This is a genomic window from Stenotrophomonas sp. (assembly GCF_032066555.1).
In the GTDB taxonomy this organism is placed as follows: Bacteria; Pseudomonadota; Gammaproteobacteria; order Xanthomonadales; family Xanthomonadaceae; genus Stenotrophomonas.
On sequence record NZ_DAMBKV010000001.1, the window covers coordinates 657,686 to 676,121 of the forward strand.

The following is an 18,436-nucleotide window of genomic DNA, read 5'->3' on the forward strand; positions in this document are numbered from 1 at the left end:
CAAGCTTGTGACAATACTTTGTCTTGTGCTTGTCTTTTTCGGGACAGGCTAGGTCATCACGCTTGACCTGTGGTCAGGTTCACACTCTGAAGGGAGCTTTCATGACGGCAATCCGGCCGGTTTTCTATGTTTCCGACGGTACCGGCATCACCGCCGAGACCGTTGGCCACAGTCTGCTGACGCAGTTCAATGGCTTCAGTTTCGTGACTGATCGCATGTCGTTCGTGGACGATACCGACAAGGCGCACGAGGCGGCGGCGCGCATCCGGGCCGCCGGCGAGCGTTACCAGGTGCGTCCGATCGTCATCAGTTCCTGCGTGGATTCCAGCCTCGGCTTGATCCTGGAGGAGAGCGGGGCCCTGGTGCTGGATGTCTTTGCCCCATTCATCGGGCCGCTGGAACAGGAGCTGAGTGCCGCCAGGCACTCCAAGGTGGGTCAGGCCCATGGCATGGTGGATTTCGATACCTACCATCGCCGCATCAACGCGATGAATTTTGCGCTCAGCCACGACGACGGCATCGCCGTGAACTATGACGAGGCCGATGTGGTGTTGGTTGCTGTGTCGCGCGCCGGCAAGACTCCGACCTGTATCTACCTGGCACTGCATTACGGCATCCGCGCGGCCAATTACCCCTTGACCGAGGAAGACCTCGAGCAGGATCGCCTGCCGCCACGCCTGCGTCCGTATCGCAACAAGCTGTTCGGGCTGACCATCGACCCCGAGCGCCTGCAGCAGATCCGCCAGGAGCGGCGTCCGAATTCGCGCTACGCCAGCTTCGAAACCTGCAAGCGCGAGGTCACCGCTGCCGAGACCATGTTCCGCATGGAGCGCATCCCGACCCTGAGCACCACGCACACCTCCATCGAAGAGATCTCCAGCAAGGTCCTGAGCACCCTGAGCCTGCAGCGCGAAATGTTCTGAGCCAAGCACCACCGGTAGTGCCGAGCCGTGCTCGGCAGAGGCATTACGAGCAGACCCAGGTAGTGCCGAGCCATGCTCGGCAGGGGCTCTATCGGTAACGCCCCTGCCGAGCATGGCTCGGCACTACAGGTGGGTTCCTGAGTAAAGCATCTGCCGATGCATGGCTCGGCACTACCGGTGATGCCACCTGCACGCCTCGGCGTGTAGGATCGGCTCCATGGCAGGCGCACTCTCCCGCATCGATCGCATCCCCAGGCTCAGCCGGCTCGGCTGGCTGATGGGTTTGTATGCGGAAAACCATGATCATCTGATGCGCCTGTTCGCGCCGGATCGGCTGCATGTCGGCAGCCACCTTTCCAGCATCGGCGATGGTCTGGACCTGCGCCTGGATGTGATCGAATGCCACCGCTACACGGTGGAGCTGCGCCTGACCTATGACCTGTGCGATCCGGTCACCGGTGAGCCGGATCCATCGGCGTTCGTGCGTCTTTACCGTGATGCACGCCAGGCCGAGACGACGCATTGCTATGTGGGCCGGCGCTGGCAGGACGTGATGGGCATGTATCCACCGCCGGAAGCGCTGATCAGCCACCGCATGCGCATGAATACCTTCCTTGGGAAATGGCTGGAATATCTGGCTGAACGCGGTCACAGCATTGCCACGCTGCGCCGTGTCGACGAGACCGTCGTGCCTATGCGACGCATGGATGTACTGCCGAGCTGAGGCGCGGCGCGCGCATCGGGCATACTGCACGCCCCTCTGGTTCCGGTTGTCGCTATGCCGTATACCCCGATTATGGCCACGCTCGGCTATGTGCTGTCTGCCGACGGCAGCAAGGCCTTGATGATTCACCGCAATACCCGTCCCGGTGACATGCACCTGGGCAAGTACAACGGGCTGGGCGGCAAGATGGAAGCCGACGAGGACATCCTCGCCTGCATGCATCGTGAAATCCTTGAAGAGGCGGGTATCGAATGCGGCACGACGCGCTTGCGCGGCAGCATCAGCTGGCCCGGTTTCGGCAAGAATGGTGAGGACTGGTTTGCCTTCATCTTCGTCATCGACGACTACACCGGCACGCCGATGGAGGTTAATCGGGAAGGCACGCTGGAATGGGTGGCGTTGGATCAGCTGGAATCCTTGCCGCTATGGGAGGGCGACCGCCACTTCCTGCCGTTGGTATTTGACGATGACCCGCGCCCGTTCCACGGCGTGATGCCTTACCGCGATGGGCGCATGCAGTCCTGGAGCTATACCCGGCTGTAGGCGCTCATCGACGCCGGGCGAGCAGTATGTGGAAGTGCTTCCGCAGCTGCCGGCCATCGTTGCTGGTGCCGGTTTCCTGATGGCTGTGCCAAGACGGGCGAGTGAATCGTCCGGACGCGTGCAGGGCGTGCTGGAACTCGTCGCGGCTGTACAGATGGAAGCCATGTGCAGTGAAAGGCAATGTGCGCATAAATATAGGGTCGCCGAAAGCGAGGCATAGCCTGCCGCCCGGGCGCAGCACGCGCGCAAATTCGCCCAGTACCGGCAGCAGGACGGGCCAGAAGTAGCTGGTGTTGACCGCCAGCACGGCGTCGACAGTGGCATCGTCCTGCGCAAGCGCATTGGCATCACCGAGCTGCAAGGCCGCTCGGTCGGCCAAACCTGCCGCGATGAGCCTGGCATTGCCCGCATGGACCATTTCCAGCGACAGTTCGATGCCGAGGTAGCGGCTGCCCGGCGCTTCCAGCAGCGCCGGCGCGAAGGCCGCGTTGCCGGGGCCGATCTCCAGCACGAACTCTTCCGGCCGTACCGCCAGCGCATCGATGGCAGCGTGGTTGAGCCCAGCGTTGCTGCGGTTCATCGAGTCGGCGACGGCAGGCGCGGCATCGCCATGGGGCTGCCGCAATTGCGCGGCCAGGGTTGGGGTATCCAGCATCTCGTCTGTGTCCATGTGGGTGGTTGAGACGTGGCGATGGCTGGGTCCTGCGGCACCTTAGCGATCCTGGCGATCTTTGGGAACCTCACGTCCGAGCGGCTTGGCGCGGGTACTGTCCATCGTTCAGGCGCGCGCGGTACCCTGTTGCGGTCCATGCACCGCGAGTTCCCATGAAACGCCATTTCTCGATGCTCCGTGAGTTCCAGCTTGCGGATTGGTTCACCCTCGGCAACGCGTTCTGCGGCACCGGTGCGGTGTTCGCGGCAATGCGCTTCCTGCAGGACGGTCAGCGCGGCTTCCTGATGTTTGGCATGGCCTTGATCCCGCTGGCGTTCATTTTTGATGCGCTGGATGGCCGGGTGGCGCGTTGGCGGCAATCCTCGTCAACCCTGGGGCGCGAGCTGGACTCGCTGGCAGACATCATTTCCTTCGGCGTGGCGCCAGCGGCGCTGGCCTATGCCTGTGGCATGCAGGGTGGCTGGGATTGGGTGGTGCTCAGCTATTTCGTCTGCTGCGGCGTCAGCCGTCTGGCGCGCTACAACGTGACTGCCGAAGAGATTGCCGGCGAATCGGACAAGGTGCCGTATTTTGAAGGTACGCCGATCCCTACCAGCCTGGCGCTGGTGATCGTGTTGGCGCTGGCGGCGCATTTCAACGCGATCGGCCCCCTGCTATGGGGTGGCAGCTGGCAGCTGGGTCCGTGGCAGCTGCATCCGCTGGTCCTGTTGTTCGCGCTGTCGGGCTCTTTGATGATCAGCAAGACGCTGCGGATTCCCAAGCCCTGACGCCGGTAGCCCGGTCGCATTGCTATCATCAGCGGGTATCCCGGGAGTAAGGCAATGGCGGCGCCAGGCAGCAACGACAACGCGGATTTTGAAGCCAGCATGCGCGGCTACTGGGACGCATGGTCACAGGCCATGCAAGGCCCGGGTGCAGCCGCAGGCAGCGATTTTCCCTGGCGTGAAAGCATTGCCCAGTGGACCCGGCTGGTCAGCACGGACACCCCTGCGGAAGTACAGGCGCTGGGCGCGCGCTTCCAACATCAGGCTGGCGACTGGCTGGGCATGATGCAGCAGGTCGCCGCGCGCTTTGCCGGCAAGGACACCTCGGCGGCGGAAGTTGCCGGCGCTTGGCGTGAAGCCGTGCAGGCGGGGCAGGGCGATGATCTGCTGCAGTGGATGTTGGGCGCTGCACGCGGAGGCAATGCACTGAATGATCAACCCTGGTTGCGCGAGTTCGCCAAGGCCGCGCAAAGCGGCTTTGGCGGTGGTGATTGGTTGAACGCACCGGCATTTGGCCCGGCTCGCGAGCACCAGGCGCGCTGGCAGGCTTTGCTGAAGATCCAGCAGGAATACCAGGCGCGTGCCGAAGCTTATGTGGATACGATCCGCAGCGTTCTGGACGATGCCTTCAAGCGCTTCGAGGCCAAGCTGGCCGAGCACGAAGTTCCCGGCAGCCAGCTGACCAGTGCGCGTGCGATGTTCGATCTATGGATCGATGCCGCTGAGGAGGCCTATGCAAAGGTGGCGCTCTCCGAAGATTTCCAACGCATCTACGGCGAGTTGGCCAATGCCCAGATGCGTTTGCGCGCCGCCTCGCAGAGCGAGCTGGAACGAGCCTGCGATGCGATGGGTGTGCCAACCCGTACTGAAATGGATGCGGCACATCGGCGCATCGCCGAGCTCGAACGGCAGGTGCGGCGTTTGATTGCTGCTACTCAGCAGGTTGGCCCTTCCGCGCCAGCGGCCAAGTCAGCGGCGCCGTCGACGGCCAAACCAGCGGCCAAACCGATGAAGCGCGCTCCGCAGCCGGCGGCAACAAAGGCCTCAAAACCGGTTATCGAGAACGCTGCCGGAAAATCTGCCAGGAAGCCTGCGGCCAAGACGTCGGTAGCGAAGAAGGTTGTGGTGAAGAAGGTCGCAGCCAGGAAGTCCGTGGCCGCTGCCAGCTCGAAAGCAGCGCCGGCACGGCGCAGGAGCGCCAAGTGAAGGGTCCGCTGGGTTTTGGCAATGACGACCTGCTGCAGGAGGCCCTGCAATGGCAGCGCAAGCTGGTCGATGGCTTGAAGCTGCTACCGGGCGTTGAAGACGTGGACTATGGCGTCACCGAGCGCCAGGAAGTGTGGAGTGACGGCAAGGTGAAGCTGTATCGCTTCGTCAGCGATAAAGCCGATACCCGCAAACCGCCTCTGTTGATTGTCTATGCCCTGGTCAACCGGCCTTACATGGTCGACCTGCAGGATGGCCGTTCGTTGGTACAGAAACTGCTGGCGCTCGGCCAGGATGTATATGTGCTGGACTGGGGTTACCCGGATCGTTCGGAGCGCTTCCTGACCCTGGAAGACTATCTGCTGCGCTATATAGACGGTGCGGTCGATCACCTGCGTTCGCAGCGTGAGGGGGCGCCAGTCAACCTGCTTGGCATCTGCCAGGGTGGCGTATTCGCGCTGTGCTACAGCGCCCTGCGTCCCCACAAGGTGCAGAACCTGATCAGCATGGTCACGCCAGTCGACTTCCACACCGCGGACAACATGCTCTCGCACTGGGCCCGGCACGTGGATGTGGATCTGTTCGTCGATACCCTGGGCAATATCCCCGCCGATCTGATGAACGCCAGCTACCTGATGCTCAAGCCATTCCGCTTGAACGTGCAGAAGTATGTGGGTTTGATGGATATCCTCGACGACAAACAGGCGCTCGAAGACTTCCTGCGCATGGAGAAGTGGATCTTCGATTCACCCGATCTGGCCGGCGAGACGTTCCGGGAATTCGTCAAACAGTTCTATCAAGCCAATGGCCTGATCAACGGCAGCATCCGCATCGGTAACGAGGCCGTGGATCTGGCGCAGGTGCAGATGCCAATCCTGAACATCTATGCCGAGCAGGACCACCTGGTGCCGCCGGCTGCATCCAAGGCGATGCGGGCGCAGGTCGGCAGCAAGGACTACACCGAGCTGGGGTTTCGCGGTGGTCACATCGGCATCTATGTGTCGGGGCGTGCCCAGCGCGAGGTGCCTGGCGCCATCGATGACTGGTTGAGTGAGCGCGCATGAAGCTGATCCGTAATTTCATGGTGGCTGCAAGCCTCGCCGTGGTCATGCTGCCGGCAGATGCTGCCCCCAGTGCGGCAACCCAACGCGAGATCAACGGCCTGATGCAGGCGCTGGAAAACTCCGGCTGCCGCTTTCAGCGCAATGGCAGCTGGTATGACGCCGTGGCTGCACGCGGTCATCTGCAGCGGAAATATGACTACCTGCTCAAACGTGACCTGGTGGACAGCAGCGAGCAGTTCATCGAGCGCGCGGCCAGCCGCAGCAGCATGAGCGGCAAGGCCTACAAGGTGTCCTGCAACGGCGTGCCGGAGCAGGATGCCTCGGCGTGGTTCCTGCAGCAGCTGCGGCGCCTGCGTGCGCCGGCCGGCTGACATGCACGTGCCACATACCACAACCGCGCTGCGAACCTGAGCCAGGTGCAGCTCGCAATGGTGCCAATGTGGCTGCGCATACTGGGCGGCGTGTGGACCTCGCCCAATACCGTGGTCGGTTTGATCGGCGGTGCGCTGGGTAGCATTGCCGGTGCGCGTCCGTATTGGAGCCACAGGGAGTGCGCGTTGGTGTTCCGACGTTGGCCTTGGGGGCCCGGTGGTGCGATCACCTTCGGCATGGTGATTCTGCACACTGGCGACGATCTGGACGGCTTGTGCCTGACCTACGAGCATCGCGCGGGCCGTTGCCTGCATCCGCGCGTGCGCCTCGGTGACCATGAACGTGCGCATGTTTTCCAGTATCTGGTGCTGGGTCCGCTGTTCCTGCCGGTTTACCTGTTGTGCGGCGGTGTCAGTGTGCGTAATCCATTCGAGCGCGCGGCCGATCATTACGCCATGCATGGCCGTGGCTGGTGGCCTGGCAGTCGCTGAAAAACGGTGACATTCATGTCCACGCCGCGAGCGCTGACATCAAATGACAACCTTTTGTGTACATCTCTGTAACGCGCCACCACGTATCGTTGCACCTGTTACAGATCCAACAGGAGCACGACCCACCATGGCAATTGTTCTTTATATCGGTGGCAGCAAGGATGGCGACAAGGGTGTGTTGCCCTACGGCTTCAGCAAAACCCGCGCAGATACCGAGCATGGCCCGGAAATTTACGTCGAACGGATGATGAGTGTGACTGGCCGGGGCTCGATGCGGGTCATGGTGCTGGAAGACCTGCGTGATGACATCGCCAGCCAACGGCTGTATCAGCATCTGGCCTGAGTAGTCGGGCGCGCGTGCCGGGCGGCAGGTCCGGCGCGTGCTGTCAACGGCTTTCGCCCAGGCCCGCGCATTGCCAGAATGGCAGCTTCCGTCACCGTGGCTACCGCACCGGCAATGCAAGACATCAAGCTCGCGCAGCAGATCGCGCAGACAATCGCCGACGAGATCGGCGCACAAGCCACTCAGACCAAGGCGGCCATCGCGCTGCTGGATGAGGGCGCCAGCGTTCCGTTCATCGCCCGCTACCGCAAGGAAGTGACTGGCGGCCTGGACGATACCCAGCTGCGTAATCTCGAAAGTCGTTTGACCTACCTGCGCGAACTCGAAGATCGTCGCCGCGCCGTGCTGTCCAGCATCGATGAACAAGGCAAGCTGACCGATGTGCTGCGTGAGCAGATCATGGGCGCCGACACCAAGTCGCGTCTGGAAGACCTGTATCTGCCCTATAAGCAGAAGCGTCGGACCCGTGCGCAGATCGCCCGCGAAGCGGGGTTGGAGCCGCTGGCCGATGGCCTGCTCGGCGATCCCATGTTGGACCCACAGGTCTTCGCCGCCGGTTTTGTAAATGCGGAAAAGGGCGTTGCTGATACCAAGGCCGCACTGGAAGGTGCACGCGCCATCCTGATGGAGCGCTGGGGTGAAGACGCTGCGTTGGTTGGCGAATTGCGCAACTGGCTGGCAGGAAACGGCATCATCCGCGCCCGCGTTGCCGAAGGCAAGGAGGCCGAAGGCGCCAAATACCGTGACTATTTCGATCATGCCGAGGCATTGGCGAAGATTCCTTCGCACCGCCTGCTGGCCTTGTTCCGTGCGCGACGCGAAGAGTTCATCTTCCTCGAACTGGACCCGGGCAGCGACGCCGAGGCCGGCCACCAGTATGCGGAAGGTCGGGTAGCGCTCAACGCAGGCATCGCCAACAAGGATCGCCCGGCCGATCGCTGGTTGTTGGACGCCTGCCGCCTGACCTGGCGCGCCAAACTGCATATGCACCTGCTGTTGGACCTGTTCAACCAGGCCCGCGAAAAAGCCGAGGCTGAGGCGATTGCGGTATTTGGCGACAACCTGAAGGATCTGATGCTGGCAGCGCCGGCCGGTCCCAAGGCGGTGCTTGGGCTGGATCCGGGCATCCGCACCGGCTGCAAGATCGCCGTCGTCGATGCCACCGGCAAGCTGCTGGCCACCGATACGGTGTACCCGCATGAGCCGCGCCGGCAGTGGGAGCAGTCACTGCAGACCATCAAGCAGCTGTGCATCAAGCACAACGTCGAATTGATCGCGATCGGCAACGGGACTGCAAGCCGCGAGACCGACAAGCTGGCAGGCGAGGCAATCGCCGCCTGTGCCAATCCCAAGCTGCAGAAGGTGGTGGTGAGCGAGGCCGGTGCCTCGGTGTATTCGGCCTCCGAGTTTGCCGCCAAGGAATTCCCGGGCCTGGATGTCTCGCTGCGTGGTGCAGTGTCGATTGCGCGCCGCCTGCAGGATCCACTGGCCGAACTGGTCAAGATCGAGCCCAAGGCCATTGGTGTTGGCCAGTACCAGCACGACGTCGACCAGTTCCGTCTGGCCAAGGCGCTGGATGCGCGTGTCGAGGACTGCGTCAATGCCGTCGGCGTGTTCGTCAACACCGCCTCGGCCGCGCTGTTGACGCGCGTATCGGGTTTGTCATCGACGGTTGCCGAGAATATTGTCCGTCACCGCGATGAGAATGGCCCGTTCAAGCGCCGCAAGGACCTGCTGAAAGTGCCGCGCCTGGGCGACAAGACCTTTGAACAATGCGCCGGCTTCCTGCGGATTGCAGATGGCGACGAGCCGCTTGATGCCTCTGCGGTTCACCCCGAAGCGTATCCCGTGGTCGAGCGCATCGTCGCTGCCGCTGCCAAGCCGATCAAGGCGTTGTTGGGCGACGGCAGTTACCTGCGCAGCCTGAAGGCCGAACAGTTCACCGACGACAAGTTTGGTGTGCCGACCGTGCGTGACATCCTCAAGGAATTGGAAAAGCCAGGCCGCGATCCGCGCCCCGAGTTCAAGGCCGCGCGTTTTGCCGAGGGCATCGAGGACATCAAGGACCTGCGCGAAGGCATGATCCTGGAGGGCGTTGTCAGTAACGTTGCCGCGTTCGGTGCCTTCGTCGATATCGGTGTGCACCAGGACGGCCTGATCCATATCTCCGCCTTGTCCGATACGTTCGTCAAGGATCCACGCGACGTGGTCAAGGCGGGCGATATCGTGAAGGTCAAAGTGCTGGAGGTGGACGTCGCACGCAAGCGCATCGCCTTGACCCGACGCCTTGAAGATACGCCCGCCCCGGCCAAAAGAACCGAGCGCGATGAGCGCGGCGCAGGGCAGGGGCGTGCTGCTGGCGGCGGGCGCGATCGGGATCAGCGCGGTCAGCGCAATCCAGGCAATGGCGGTGGCCGACCGGCAGTGTCTGCGGCGCCGGCCAACAATGCACTGGCCGATGCATTCGCAAGGGCAAAACGCGGCAGCTGAGTCAGCTGCCGCAGAGCTCCATCAATCCCGTGGAAGCGGCGTAAGCCGCGAAGCTAGCAATGTGGAGGTTCAGCGCATCAGTGCCGATCGATGATCCATCTGCTTCGCGGCTTACGCCGCTCCCACAACCTGGAATCTCAAGCCGGAGCAAGCGCACGCTGCAGCGCTTGGCTCAGATCGCTGCCGGTGTAAGGCTTGGAGAGCTTCACGCCGGTATCGAACACTGCAGGCAGCTGATCGATTTCCATCCCGGTGGCTACCAGGAATGGAATCCCACGCTGCCGCAGACACTCGGCAACCGGGCTGCTGTTCTCGTTGCATGCCAGCCAATAGTCCAGGAACACGAGCTGGGGCTGCAGCTCATCGATCATCTGCAAGGCAGCACTGACCGTGGCAGCGACGCCGCCCACCAGCATGCCTTCCATCTCCAGCTGCATCTGCAGCAGCATGGCATTCAACTCGTCGTTCTCCACGACCAGCACCCTCGTACCTTCGAGCGAGCCCATCGTTCTCCCCTGTATCTGGATCGGTCGAAGTATAGCCAGTCGCCGAAACAGGTATTACACAAATATTTTCCACCAAGGCCTGCCCAATTGGACAAAGCTTCGCTATAATTCCGCTCCTGCCAGCCGAAGTGGCGGAATCGGTAGACGCAGCGGATTCAAAATCCGCCGCCCTTAAAAGCGTGGGGGTTCGAGTCCCCCCTTCGGCACCAGAGAAAACAGGCACCTTCGGTGCCTTTTTCTTTGCCTGAAATTTGGCCGGCAGTTCCAATTGCGACGTGCTGTCCAGTAGTGCCGAGCCATGCTCGGCAAGGGCTCTCCCGGCGATGCCTCGATCTGCAGCATCGATGTGGGAGTGGCGTAAGCCGCGAAGCCGGCAATATTGTGGGGATATCCGGGCATCACGCTGCCGCCTTCTGGATCCGTGGCTTCGCGGCTTACGCCGTTCGTTCCCACAAAGGTATGCAGCTGCTTGCGGGCTTAGTTCTGTACGCGGTTTCGCTGCAGGGCGCCGCCCTTGGCGCCCAGCAGGAACAATAGAATCCCGGCGCCGAGAATCGACCAATGCTGCATGCGGTCGCCGTTGGTGATGTAAACCGTGCGATCCGATCCTTTTACCTTGAACTCAATGATCTCGCCTTTGCTCGGGTCGGGCGTTTGCGAGCGTTCCGCAAAGAGGTGGTTGGCGTGCAGCGTCGTCCCTGCGAACGCTAGAAGTGCTCCGGCCAACAAGATGGCGAGTGCTTTCATGTTCATTGGTTGATCCTTGCCGTTGCCCGCGCCCCAATAGCGCTCAAGTATGCTGGCGCGGGATGCTGGCTGTCGATGAAGGACTCGCTGGAGGTTGGGTTCTGTGTTCGGCCTGGGCGGGCAGGGCAGCGCTGCTGTAAATCGCAGGCAAGAAAAAAGCCCCGATTGCCCGGAGCTTTTTAGAAATGGCGTCCCCACGGGGATTCGAACCCCGGTCGCCACCGTGAAAGGGTGATGTCCTAGGCCTCTAGACGATGGGGACGCGTATTCTTCAAATCTCAAATTGTAGATCCAGACGGCCTAAGGCCTGGATTGGTGGAGCCAAGCGGGATCGAACCGCTGACCTCCTGCATGCCATGCAGGCGCTCTCCCAGCTGAGCTATGGCCCCACGTTGTTGCTAGCCCGCCATTATAGCGGCTTTTTACCGAATTGGAAGCTTTTTCTTCTTCCTGTGCAATCCCTTGGGAAGATTGCTTCGATAAAAAAAGACCCGATACGGCTGGGTCCGTTTGTACCTGATGAATGGCGTCCCCACGGGGATTCGAACCCCGGTCGCCACCGTGAAAGGGTGATGTCCTAGGCCTCTAGACGATGGGGACGCGTATTCTTCAAATCTCAAATTGTAGATCCAGACGGCCTAAGGCCTGGATTGGTGGAGCCAAGCGGGATCGAACCGCTGACCTCCTGCATGCCATGCAGGCGCTCTCCCAGCTGAGCTATGGCCCCGGTGGAACGTTGTTGCGTCGTTGCCGAGAAAGAAATAATAGCGGGGCTTCACATTTACCGCAAGCGATTTGTGAAGAAATTTCTTCATTCCATGAGATGCCACTGAAAGGCCGCCGAACCTGCCGCTGACCGTTATCGCGGACGAGTCTGACGCCCGGCTACGTCGCCGACCTGCATCGCGTGCAGGGTCAGGGTGGCAAGTTGGGGCAGGGTCAGTCAGTTGGAGCCGCAGCCGTGGCAGCCTATCTCCATGTCGTGTTGAGTTGTCTGCTTGTCCAGGGAGTCGGCGGGCCTGAATTCTTTGTTTACAAGTGCCGGACAGCGGACGGGTATTCCTATCAGCAGGCTGCCTGCGAAGGCGCTGAGCTGGAACGCAGGGCTTTTGTGTCCGGTGCCGAGGATGCGGCCGTGGTCCCGCCTAAGGACGCGGTTCGGTATCCATTGCGGGGAAAGACGCCGAGGCCGGCGGCGGCTGTTCGGGCAGTGCGGCAACAGCCGGCGGCACCGTCAAGAGCGAGCGCCTGTGAGGTGGCACGGCAAGGGCGGGACCGGGCTTATGCCAAGGCAGGACTGAAGCGCGACTTCAAGATGTCGAGCATCTGGGACAACAAGGTTCATCAGGCGTGCCGTTAGCGTGGCGCGTGAGGTTGGCTTCGATAAGGTAATGCCGTGCCACTGTGCGCTGCTTGGGCGACTTCCTGCTGGTTCTAGTTGTCTTTTGAGGAAGGGGGGCTCTTTCGCCTGCGCGCAAGTGCCGCATTTGCCGCAGCACCAAGATCGCTAAGTGCCTGTTTGAGTCGGTCCAGCTGTTGATGCTGCAAAAGCGTTTCCATCGCTGCGCATTGCCGGGCGATGTCCGTCTCGTGGATGAAGGCGAATGCGCCGCGCAGCGAATGCAGATGCTTGCCGATGATGTCGGTGTGGTGATGGACGCTATTCGGTTGCAGGCCATTCGCGCCGATTGAGTCCAAGGTTTGGCGGATTGCGGTGACGGAATCCTGAAGCGAGGCCAGCAGGGGGGCGTGCACCTCTGCGGGAAGCATGCCGGTGGCAATGTCCCAATGGCCTTCGTTGGTTTCTAATGGCGCGCGGGGCTTGCCAAGTTGGGCGAGTGTTGTGCGTAGCGTTTCCAGCAGAACTGGTTTGATCAGGATGCCGCTGATACCGGCTTCCCTGCTGCGCGCTCGGTCCCGGTCCGAGGCATGTGCGGTGACTGCGATGATGGGGGTGGCAACCCCGCGGTTACGCAGACAACTTGCGAAGGTGAAGCCATCCATGCCGGGCATGTTCAGGTCAGTCAGAATCAGGTCATAGGGCTGGTCGTTGAAGGTGGCAATGGCTGTACCACAGTCTTCGAACGTTTCTGCGCTGCATCCAAGTGCTTCCAGTTGAAGCTGCAGCAGCTTCCGATTGGCGGGATGGTCATCAACCACCAGAACATGCAGTGCGGCCGTTTGTACGAGACCCGCCGCGTCGGGTGATGCGGCCAGGGCGGGGGCGCCCGCTGCGCCTGCTAGAGGCAAGGTGACGATGAAGGTACTGCCGTTGCCTGGTGAACTCTTCACCAGGATGGCGCCGTGCATCAGCTCGGCCAGGCGTCGACAGAGCGCCAGCCCCAGTCCGGTGCCGCCATAGCGTCGCGCGATGGTGGAGTCGGCCTGGGAGAACGTCGTGAACAGGGCTGTTTGCTGGGCTGCACTCATGCCGATGCCGGTATCGCTCACGCCGAGGACTATGGCCGAGTCAATAGCGTTGTCATCCTGGAGGTAGACTTCAACCAGTACGTCACCCGTGTCGGTGAATTTGATCGCATTGCTGATGAGGTTGAAGAGTATCTGGCGGATGCGTGTGGGATCACCCATGTAGCGTGGCTGGATCTCGTCGCCAATGATCAGATCCAGGCCCAGGCCTTTGGCCTGCGCCATTGGCGAGAACATATCGATGCACTGCTGTGTCACTTCTTTCAGGTCGAAAGGTATCGACTCGATGGTCATCTGTCCGGACTCGACCTTGGAGAAGTCCAGAATGTCATTGATGATATTGAGCAAGGCAGAGGACGATGAGGTGACGGCATGTAGTCGACTGTGCTGTTCGGCCGTCAACGAAGTGCGTTCCAGCAACTCCAGGTTGCCCAGGATGGCGTTCAACGGTGTGCGGATCTCATGGCTCATGATGGCCAGGAAAGTCGATTTCGCTTCATTCGCTGCTTCGGAGGCGGCGCGGGCGTTCTGCAGTTCCTGTTCAACCTTCTTGCGCAGGGTAATATCGGTGAAGTTGCATAACAGTACGTCGCGTCCCTGGTACTTGGTCGGTACCACGCTTACCAATAACGCGCATTCGTTTCCTTCGCGGGTCAGGACGCTCAGTTCCACGCCGGGGGAAGCGATGCTGGCCGTATCATGTTCATGAAAAGCGTCAAGAAAACCCAGGTGTAGCGGGCGCGCTGTTTCGGTCAGCGCGTTCGCATAGCTGGTCATGACGGTATTCTTAAGTAGCACTTCGCCCGTTGAAGCCGACAGAAGCGCTTGACCGAAAGGGGCAGTCTCGACCATCGTCCGGTTCAGGTTCTCGCTCTCGACAATTCGTTCCGAGCGGACATAGCCGGGGCGGAACACTTTCCGCTCAATCAGCAGCAGGACGGCCCAGACAAACCCTATCGCCAGCAACATTGCACCGATATAAGCCAATAGGGTTGGCCACAATGCGGTAATGATCGTCCGCCAGGAAAAAGTGTGGATCAGCTGCCAGCCGCCGTTGGCCGGAGAAACCGGATCGGTGGCGACAAATCGCCCGTCCATCCTCTCGAACCTGTCGCGCTTTTCCGCGGGTGCTGCGCCGGCCCAATGGCTGACAGGGAGCTGGGCAATCGCGCGGACGTTGGGTTGTTCGGCGCCAAGCAGAAGATCCCCGCGGCGATCGGCGATCATCCAGAACTCGTCGGTCTGTGTCGAGCCGAGCAAGGTCGTCACCAGTTCGACAGGGTAGGAGGCCACGAAAACCGCAAATGCCTCGGAGTCTGCGAATGCCCGCTGTTGCAGCAACAACGAAGGCCGGCCGGTGAGGGGGTCATCGGCAACGGGCAACCAAACCGGGCCTGTCGACGTGGGCACACCTCCGCCCCCGGCGGTGGTTGACTGGCCTGGCGTCAAGCGCTGGATGAGAGCGGAGGTGGACTCTTCCTGGTGCCGGGCAAGCAGGTTGGCGTCCGGCAGAGGGCCCGCTCCGAGGAAGCTGTGGTCGGGGCTGGAAAAGTAGATGGAAGCGTTCAATGCGCGCGCGAAGGTGCCGGCCTGATGGCTGACTTCATCAGCCAGTTTCAGATAGGGCGCAAGGCTTTCCAGCGCACGGCCCCGATCCGCATCTCCCAGAACCAGCACGGGCGGAGAGTTGGCGGAACGCTGGATCGTCATGCGACCGCGGCTTTCGGTAAACCTGAGAACAAGGTCGGGGTCAGGCTTTTGACGCGATTCCCAGGCGTGTTCTTCCTGTGCGGTGGTGACGCGGATTGCCCCCTCGCGTACCGCGAACAGCGACTGCAAAGCGATGCGACGGCCGCCCTGGTCGGCATGCCGTTCGGCGATGTAGTCCTTGATCTGCGAATGGATGACCACGATTGTCACCGCGGCCAGGATCAGCGTCGTGACGATGCCCCCGACGTACAACAGGGCGCGTTGGTGGCGGCTCAGAAGTTTCAGGGCGTTGGCCCGCGTAGGCGTGTGAGGGCGTGTGTCGTTCCCGGCATTGCCTGGTTCAGAAGCCATTTGAGATTCCACTCACGTTTGGCAACAGCCGGTTGGTGTGGTGAAAAGCCCGATTTCAGGGCGTTGTCTGAAGCTTGCAACACGAATATTAGGACTGGGCCGATGTAGGCCGGACGGCCGCACTGGAAGAATGACTCCATCGAGAACAGCCCTTTCCCTGATATCGCCGCTTCTGGCGTGGAGACATCGCCCATGAACGCTCTTGCCCAGTTCGTATCACCCCAACCGGAAGCCCGGATGATCCAGAATGCGCTGGTGGTAGACAGCAACGAACTGCAGCATCTTCCGATGGCCAAGGTGTTGCGTCAATCAGGGGTGTCTGAAGTCATTTCGGCCCTGGATGGTGCGCGGGCGGTGGCTGCATTGCGTGATCGCAGCTGGGACCTGATTGTCCTCGATCTGGATATCACCGACCTCACGGGGCTGCAGGTGATCGACCTGTTGGCCGAGCGTTGCCGTAATGTCAGGCTGGTGATCGTAAGCAGTCAGCCCAGCAGGATACTGAACGCGGCCTCGGCGTATGCACGCCATCGCGGGCTGGCCGTGGCAGCCGCTCTGCGCAAGCCGCTCAAGGCGGAGCAGGTGCGGAACATCGTTGCTGCCGCGGTCGAGTCGCCGACGTCAGCCCATGACGCCGCACCGGTGAAGCGCTCCGCACAGCGGTTTTCGCGTGAGGAACTGCGCGGTGCATTGCTGGAGCAACAGATCCAGGCCTATTTCCAACCTCAGCATTGCGCAATCACCGGTGTGCTGCGTGGTGCCGAGATCCTCGCGCGTTGGCACCGGGCAGATGGCTCGGTACTGGCACCGGCGGAGTTTCTTCCCGCAATGGAGCGCGAAGGATTGTTGGAGTCGCTCACCAGCTACATGCTGTCCTGCGCGTTCGACTGCATCGCTGCGGAAGATTCAGAATCGTCCTTGTTGATGGCGGTGAATGTTCCGGCATGCATAGCTACCGGCGTTCACTGGGCACAGAGCGTTGCTGATCATGCCTATCATGCAGGAGTCGATCCGAGCCGGGTGGTTATCGAGATCACGGAAGATGGTGGTGAGCGCTGCAATCCCGCGCTTGCTGGTGCTGTAACCCAATTGCGGCTGCGTGGTTTCAATTGTGCCATCGACGATTTTGGCAGCGGTGATTCATCTCTGGACAGATTGCTGCAAGTGCCTTTCAACGAGCTGAAGATCAACCGCAGCATGTTGGTGGAGGCGCGCGATCACGCGCATGCCCGCTGCCTGCTGGCCAGCACCATCGCCATGGCCCGGCAGATGGTTGCCACGGTTGTCGTCGAGGGCGTGGAAACCTATCGGGACCTGGACATGGTGCGCAGCCTGGGCTGCCACACCACCCAAGGGTACCTGCATGCTCGTGCCATGCCCAAGGCGGACTATCTGCAGTACGTCGCACGTCAGGACTGATCTGATGCGGAAGGCGTCTGCTCACCATGATAGCGCCGCGGACGATCTGCTTCTGTAAGCCAGACGCTCTTACCTGATTGCGGCCTTAGCTGTTTGCACCCGGCTTACTTTCTGGCCACGCGATGGGGGCTGGCGTGCGGGTCTGGGCAGGCCGGTCGGGTCGGACGCCGGTGCGAAGGCGGGACACTCCCGATGCTCAGGCGTCCACGGAGACTTGGGCACGGGCAGTGTCGGCAGCGGCCTCTGCTTCCTGCGCAGGACTGGGGATAGCGCGCGGTTGCCCTGCGGTGGAAAGCTCACTTTACGGTAGGCGGGGCGCACCACAAGGCTCGCACCCATGCTACCGGTTTGTGCCCCCCTCCTGCTGCAATATGGGACGGGAGTTCTTCCCATGACTGGCCAGCGCCACGGCATGGGGGCCAAAGGGGGGGCGCTCAAACCGGCAGGCGAGTCTTTCCTTCGCTCACAAGTCTTTGTCTTTGGGCGTGATGTGACATAAATTCTGTCCAGACGTGCCTCGCAGGGTAGGGGATGCCTCCCCAGCCTGGATTGGCCAGCTGCCAGCGCACTTCACGGAGACCTCGCCATGAGTGGTTTCAGGATCAGGGTGATCTTGGCTGACGATCATCCGGGCATGATCGCCGGGGTGAAGTACGAATTATCGTCCATAGCCACGCTTGAGCTGGTGGGAACCGCTTCCGATTCGACCGAATTGATGGCGCTGCTTGGTAGCGTGGCATGCGATGTGGTGGTCTCCGACTACGCAATGCCGGCCGGCGACTTCGGCGATGGGATTGCGCTTTTCGGGATGATCGCCAGGCGTTATCCGCAGGTGCGGCTGGTCGTGCTTACGATGCTCGACAACCCGGCGGTACTGCATACCCTGCTGACGCAAGGGGTGAGCTGCATTGTCAGCAAGTCGGATGCATTGACGCATCTTGTGCCGGCGGTTCATGCGGCGCAGAGCGGCGGCAAGTACTACTCGCCCACCATCGACAAGGTGGTACAGGGCATCGAGCTCAACAGGCGCAGCCGCAACCCGGCCGGCGTGTTGAGCATCCGCGAGTCCGAAGTGGTGCGGCTCTATGCGTCGGGCCTGACGGTAAACGAGATTGCCGAGCGTCTGCATCGAAGCAAGAAGACCATCAGCACGCAAAAGGCCAGCGCGATGGAGAAACTGTCAATTGAAAGGGATGTGGACCTGTTGCGTTACGCGATGGAGAACGGTCTGGTTACTTCTTCTGGCGGCACCCCGGCCGCACCGTAAGCTGTGATCGTTGGGGGCCAGACATGAATGCAAGCGGCTCGCGCCAGCAATCGGACGGTTTCATTCCAAGTCCAGGCCAGCCTTTCCCGACTCCCACTGCAGCATGATCTTGCGCCTACGTTGTGGGGAGGCATACATGAACAGATTGAGAGTCTCCAGAAACTGATTTTTCTGGGCGGTGGATAGTCGGGCGAATTCGATCAGCAGCCGTCTGACGTCCGCGGTTTTCTTGTCCATCTTTGTGTTTTCTCAGCCGCAGCTCAAAAGCAAAGCACGCATGCGAGCGCCAGGTTGGCGCCGCACAAGGAATTTGCTCATGTTGTGTCAAGCGGTCTGGCCCAGCCATAGGACCGGTCCCAATAGGGCAGAGATATCTTGCTTTTGGTGGGTCCTTGAATTCTGGAATTGACTCCTGG

Annotated in this window: 17 protein-coding genes and 5 tRNA genes; 13 read left to right on the forward strand and 9 right to left on the reverse strand. The window is 61.3% G+C overall.

Translation table 11 applies throughout. The features are described from left to right. Positions 1 to 101 precede the first annotated feature (101 nt). The 3 genes from RT131_RS03000 (at position 102) to RT131_RS03010 (ending at position 2,190) form a co-directional block, all read left to right on the forward strand. Complete coding sequence (locus tag RT131_RS03000) at positions 102 to 923, forward strand: pyruvate, water dikinase regulatory protein (RefSeq protein WP_313170105.1); 822 nt, start codon at positions 102 to 104, stop codon at positions 921 to 923. Positions 924 to 1,140: 217 nt separating this feature from the next. Continuing rightward, positions 1,141 to 1,647: a DUF1249 domain-containing protein gene (locus RT131_RS03005; protein WP_313170107.1), complete on the forward strand. Its 507-nt coding sequence runs from the start codon at positions 1,141 to 1,143 to the stop codon at positions 1,645 to 1,647. A 54-nt stretch (positions 1,648 to 1,701) separates the two neighbouring features. Further along, on the forward strand, positions 1,702 to 2,190 hold the full coding sequence (locus RT131_RS03010; RefSeq protein ID WP_313170108.1) for an 8-oxo-dGTP diphosphatase: 489 nt from the start codon (positions 1,702 to 1,704) through the stop codon (positions 2,188 to 2,190). Positions 2,191 to 2,194: 4 nt separating this feature from the next. Here the strand turns inward: RT131_RS03010 and RT131_RS03015 are convergent, their stop codons facing one another. After that, positions 2,195 to 2,860, reverse strand: coding sequence for a class I SAM-dependent methyltransferase (locus RT131_RS03015; protein ID WP_313170110.1), 666 nt, complete (start codon positions 2,858 to 2,860; stop codon positions 2,195 to 2,197). Between the two features lie 155 nt (positions 2,861 to 3,015). Here RT131_RS03015 and RT131_RS03020 point away from each other — a divergent pair, with 155 nt between their 5' ends. The 7 genes from RT131_RS03020 to RT131_RS03050 all read left to right on the forward strand — a co-directional run bounded on the left by RT131_RS03020 (position 3,016) and on the right by RT131_RS03050 (position 9,593). Beyond that, positions 3,016 to 3,630, forward strand: coding sequence for a phosphatidylcholine/phosphatidylserine synthase (locus RT131_RS03020; protein WP_313170111.1), 615 nt, complete (start codon positions 3,016 to 3,018; stop codon positions 3,628 to 3,630). A 54-nt stretch (positions 3,631 to 3,684) separates the two neighbouring features. After that, entirely contained in the window at positions 3,685 to 4,833 is a 1,149-nt protein-coding gene (gene phaE / locus RT131_RS03025) for a class III poly(R)-hydroxyalkanoic acid synthase subunit PhaE (protein WP_313170113.1), read from the forward strand. After that, positions 4,830 to 5,897, forward strand: a complete 1,068-nt coding sequence (locus RT131_RS03030) for a class III poly(R)-hydroxyalkanoic acid synthase subunit PhaC (protein ID WP_313170114.1) — start codon at positions 4,830 to 4,832, stop codon at positions 5,895 to 5,897. The genes phaE and RT131_RS03030 overlap by 4 nt, the downstream gene beginning before the upstream one ends. Next, complete coding sequence (locus RT131_RS03035) at positions 5,894 to 6,268, forward strand: DUF5329 domain-containing protein (RefSeq protein ID WP_313170115.1); 375 nt, start codon at positions 5,894 to 5,896, stop codon at positions 6,266 to 6,268. The genes RT131_RS03030 and RT131_RS03035 overlap by 4 nt, the downstream gene beginning before the upstream one ends. Positions 6,269 to 6,325: 57 nt before the next feature. Further along, entirely contained in the window at positions 6,326 to 6,760 is a 435-nt protein-coding gene (locus RT131_RS03040) for a hypothetical protein (RefSeq protein WP_313170116.1), read from the forward strand. Positions 6,761 to 6,887: 127 nt separating this feature from the next. Further along, complete coding sequence (locus RT131_RS03045) at positions 6,888 to 7,103, forward strand: hypothetical protein (RefSeq protein WP_313170118.1); 216 nt, start codon at positions 6,888 to 6,890, stop codon at positions 7,101 to 7,103. Positions 7,104 to 7,217: 114 nt separating this feature from the next. Beyond that, on the forward strand, positions 7,218 to 9,593 hold the full coding sequence (locus RT131_RS03050; RefSeq protein ID WP_313170226.1) for a Tex family protein: 2,376 nt from the start codon (positions 7,218 to 7,220) through the stop codon (positions 9,591 to 9,593). A gap of 137 nt (positions 9,594 to 9,730) precedes the next feature. Here the strand turns inward: RT131_RS03050 and RT131_RS03055 are convergent, their stop codons facing one another. Then, positions 9,731 to 10,099, reverse strand: coding sequence for a response regulator (locus RT131_RS03055; protein ID WP_313170120.1), 369 nt, complete (start codon positions 10,097 to 10,099; stop codon positions 9,731 to 9,733). A 122-nt stretch (positions 10,100 to 10,221) separates the two neighbouring features. Between RT131_RS03055 and RT131_RS03060 the strand changes: the two genes are divergently transcribed. Continuing rightward, positions 10,222 to 10,308, forward strand: a tRNA-Leu gene (locus RT131_RS03060). A gap of 268 nt (positions 10,309 to 10,576) precedes the next feature. Here RT131_RS03060 and RT131_RS03065 read toward each other — a convergent pair. The 6 genes from RT131_RS03065 to RT131_RS03090 all read right to left on the reverse strand — a co-directional run bounded on the left by RT131_RS03065 (position 10,577) and on the right by RT131_RS03090 (position 15,334). Next, positions 10,577 to 10,852, reverse strand: coding sequence for a hypothetical protein (locus RT131_RS03065; protein WP_313170122.1), 276 nt, complete (start codon positions 10,850 to 10,852; stop codon positions 10,577 to 10,579). 180 nt (positions 10,853 to 11,032) lie between these two features. Continuing rightward, positions 11,033 to 11,108: transfer RNA gene (locus RT131_RS03070), tRNA-Glu, on the reverse strand. 51 nt (positions 11,109 to 11,159) lie between these two features. Then, positions 11,160 to 11,235: transfer RNA gene (locus tag RT131_RS03075), tRNA-Ala, on the reverse strand. Between the two features lie 135 nt (positions 11,236 to 11,370). Further along, positions 11,371 to 11,446 (reverse strand) — tRNA-Glu (locus RT131_RS03080). Between the two features lie 51 nt (positions 11,447 to 11,497). Next, positions 11,498 to 11,573: transfer RNA gene (locus RT131_RS03085), tRNA-Ala, on the reverse strand. Between the two features lie 707 nt (positions 11,574 to 12,280). Further along, positions 12,281 to 15,334, reverse strand: coding sequence for an ATP-binding protein (locus RT131_RS03090; RefSeq protein WP_313170123.1), 3,054 nt, complete (start codon positions 15,332 to 15,334; stop codon positions 12,281 to 12,283). 192 nt (positions 15,335 to 15,526) lie between these two features. Between RT131_RS03090 and RT131_RS03095 the strand changes: the two genes are divergently transcribed. Both RT131_RS03095 and RT131_RS03100 read left to right on the forward strand, forming a co-directional pair. Continuing rightward, entirely contained in the window at positions 15,527 to 16,753 is a 1,227-nt protein-coding gene (locus RT131_RS03095; protein WP_313170124.1) for an EAL domain-containing response regulator, read from the forward strand. A 586-nt stretch (positions 16,754 to 17,339) separates the two neighbouring features. Next, entirely contained in the window at positions 17,340 to 18,020 is a 681-nt protein-coding gene (locus tag RT131_RS03100) for a response regulator (RefSeq protein ID WP_313170126.1), read from the forward strand. A 60-nt stretch (positions 18,021 to 18,080) separates the two neighbouring features. Here the strand turns inward: RT131_RS03100 and RT131_RS03105 are convergent, their stop codons facing one another. Next, entirely contained in the window at positions 18,081 to 18,257 is a 177-nt protein-coding gene (locus RT131_RS03105) for a hypothetical protein (protein ID WP_313170127.1), read from the reverse strand. Between the last annotated feature and the right edge of the window lie 179 nt (positions 18,258 to 18,436).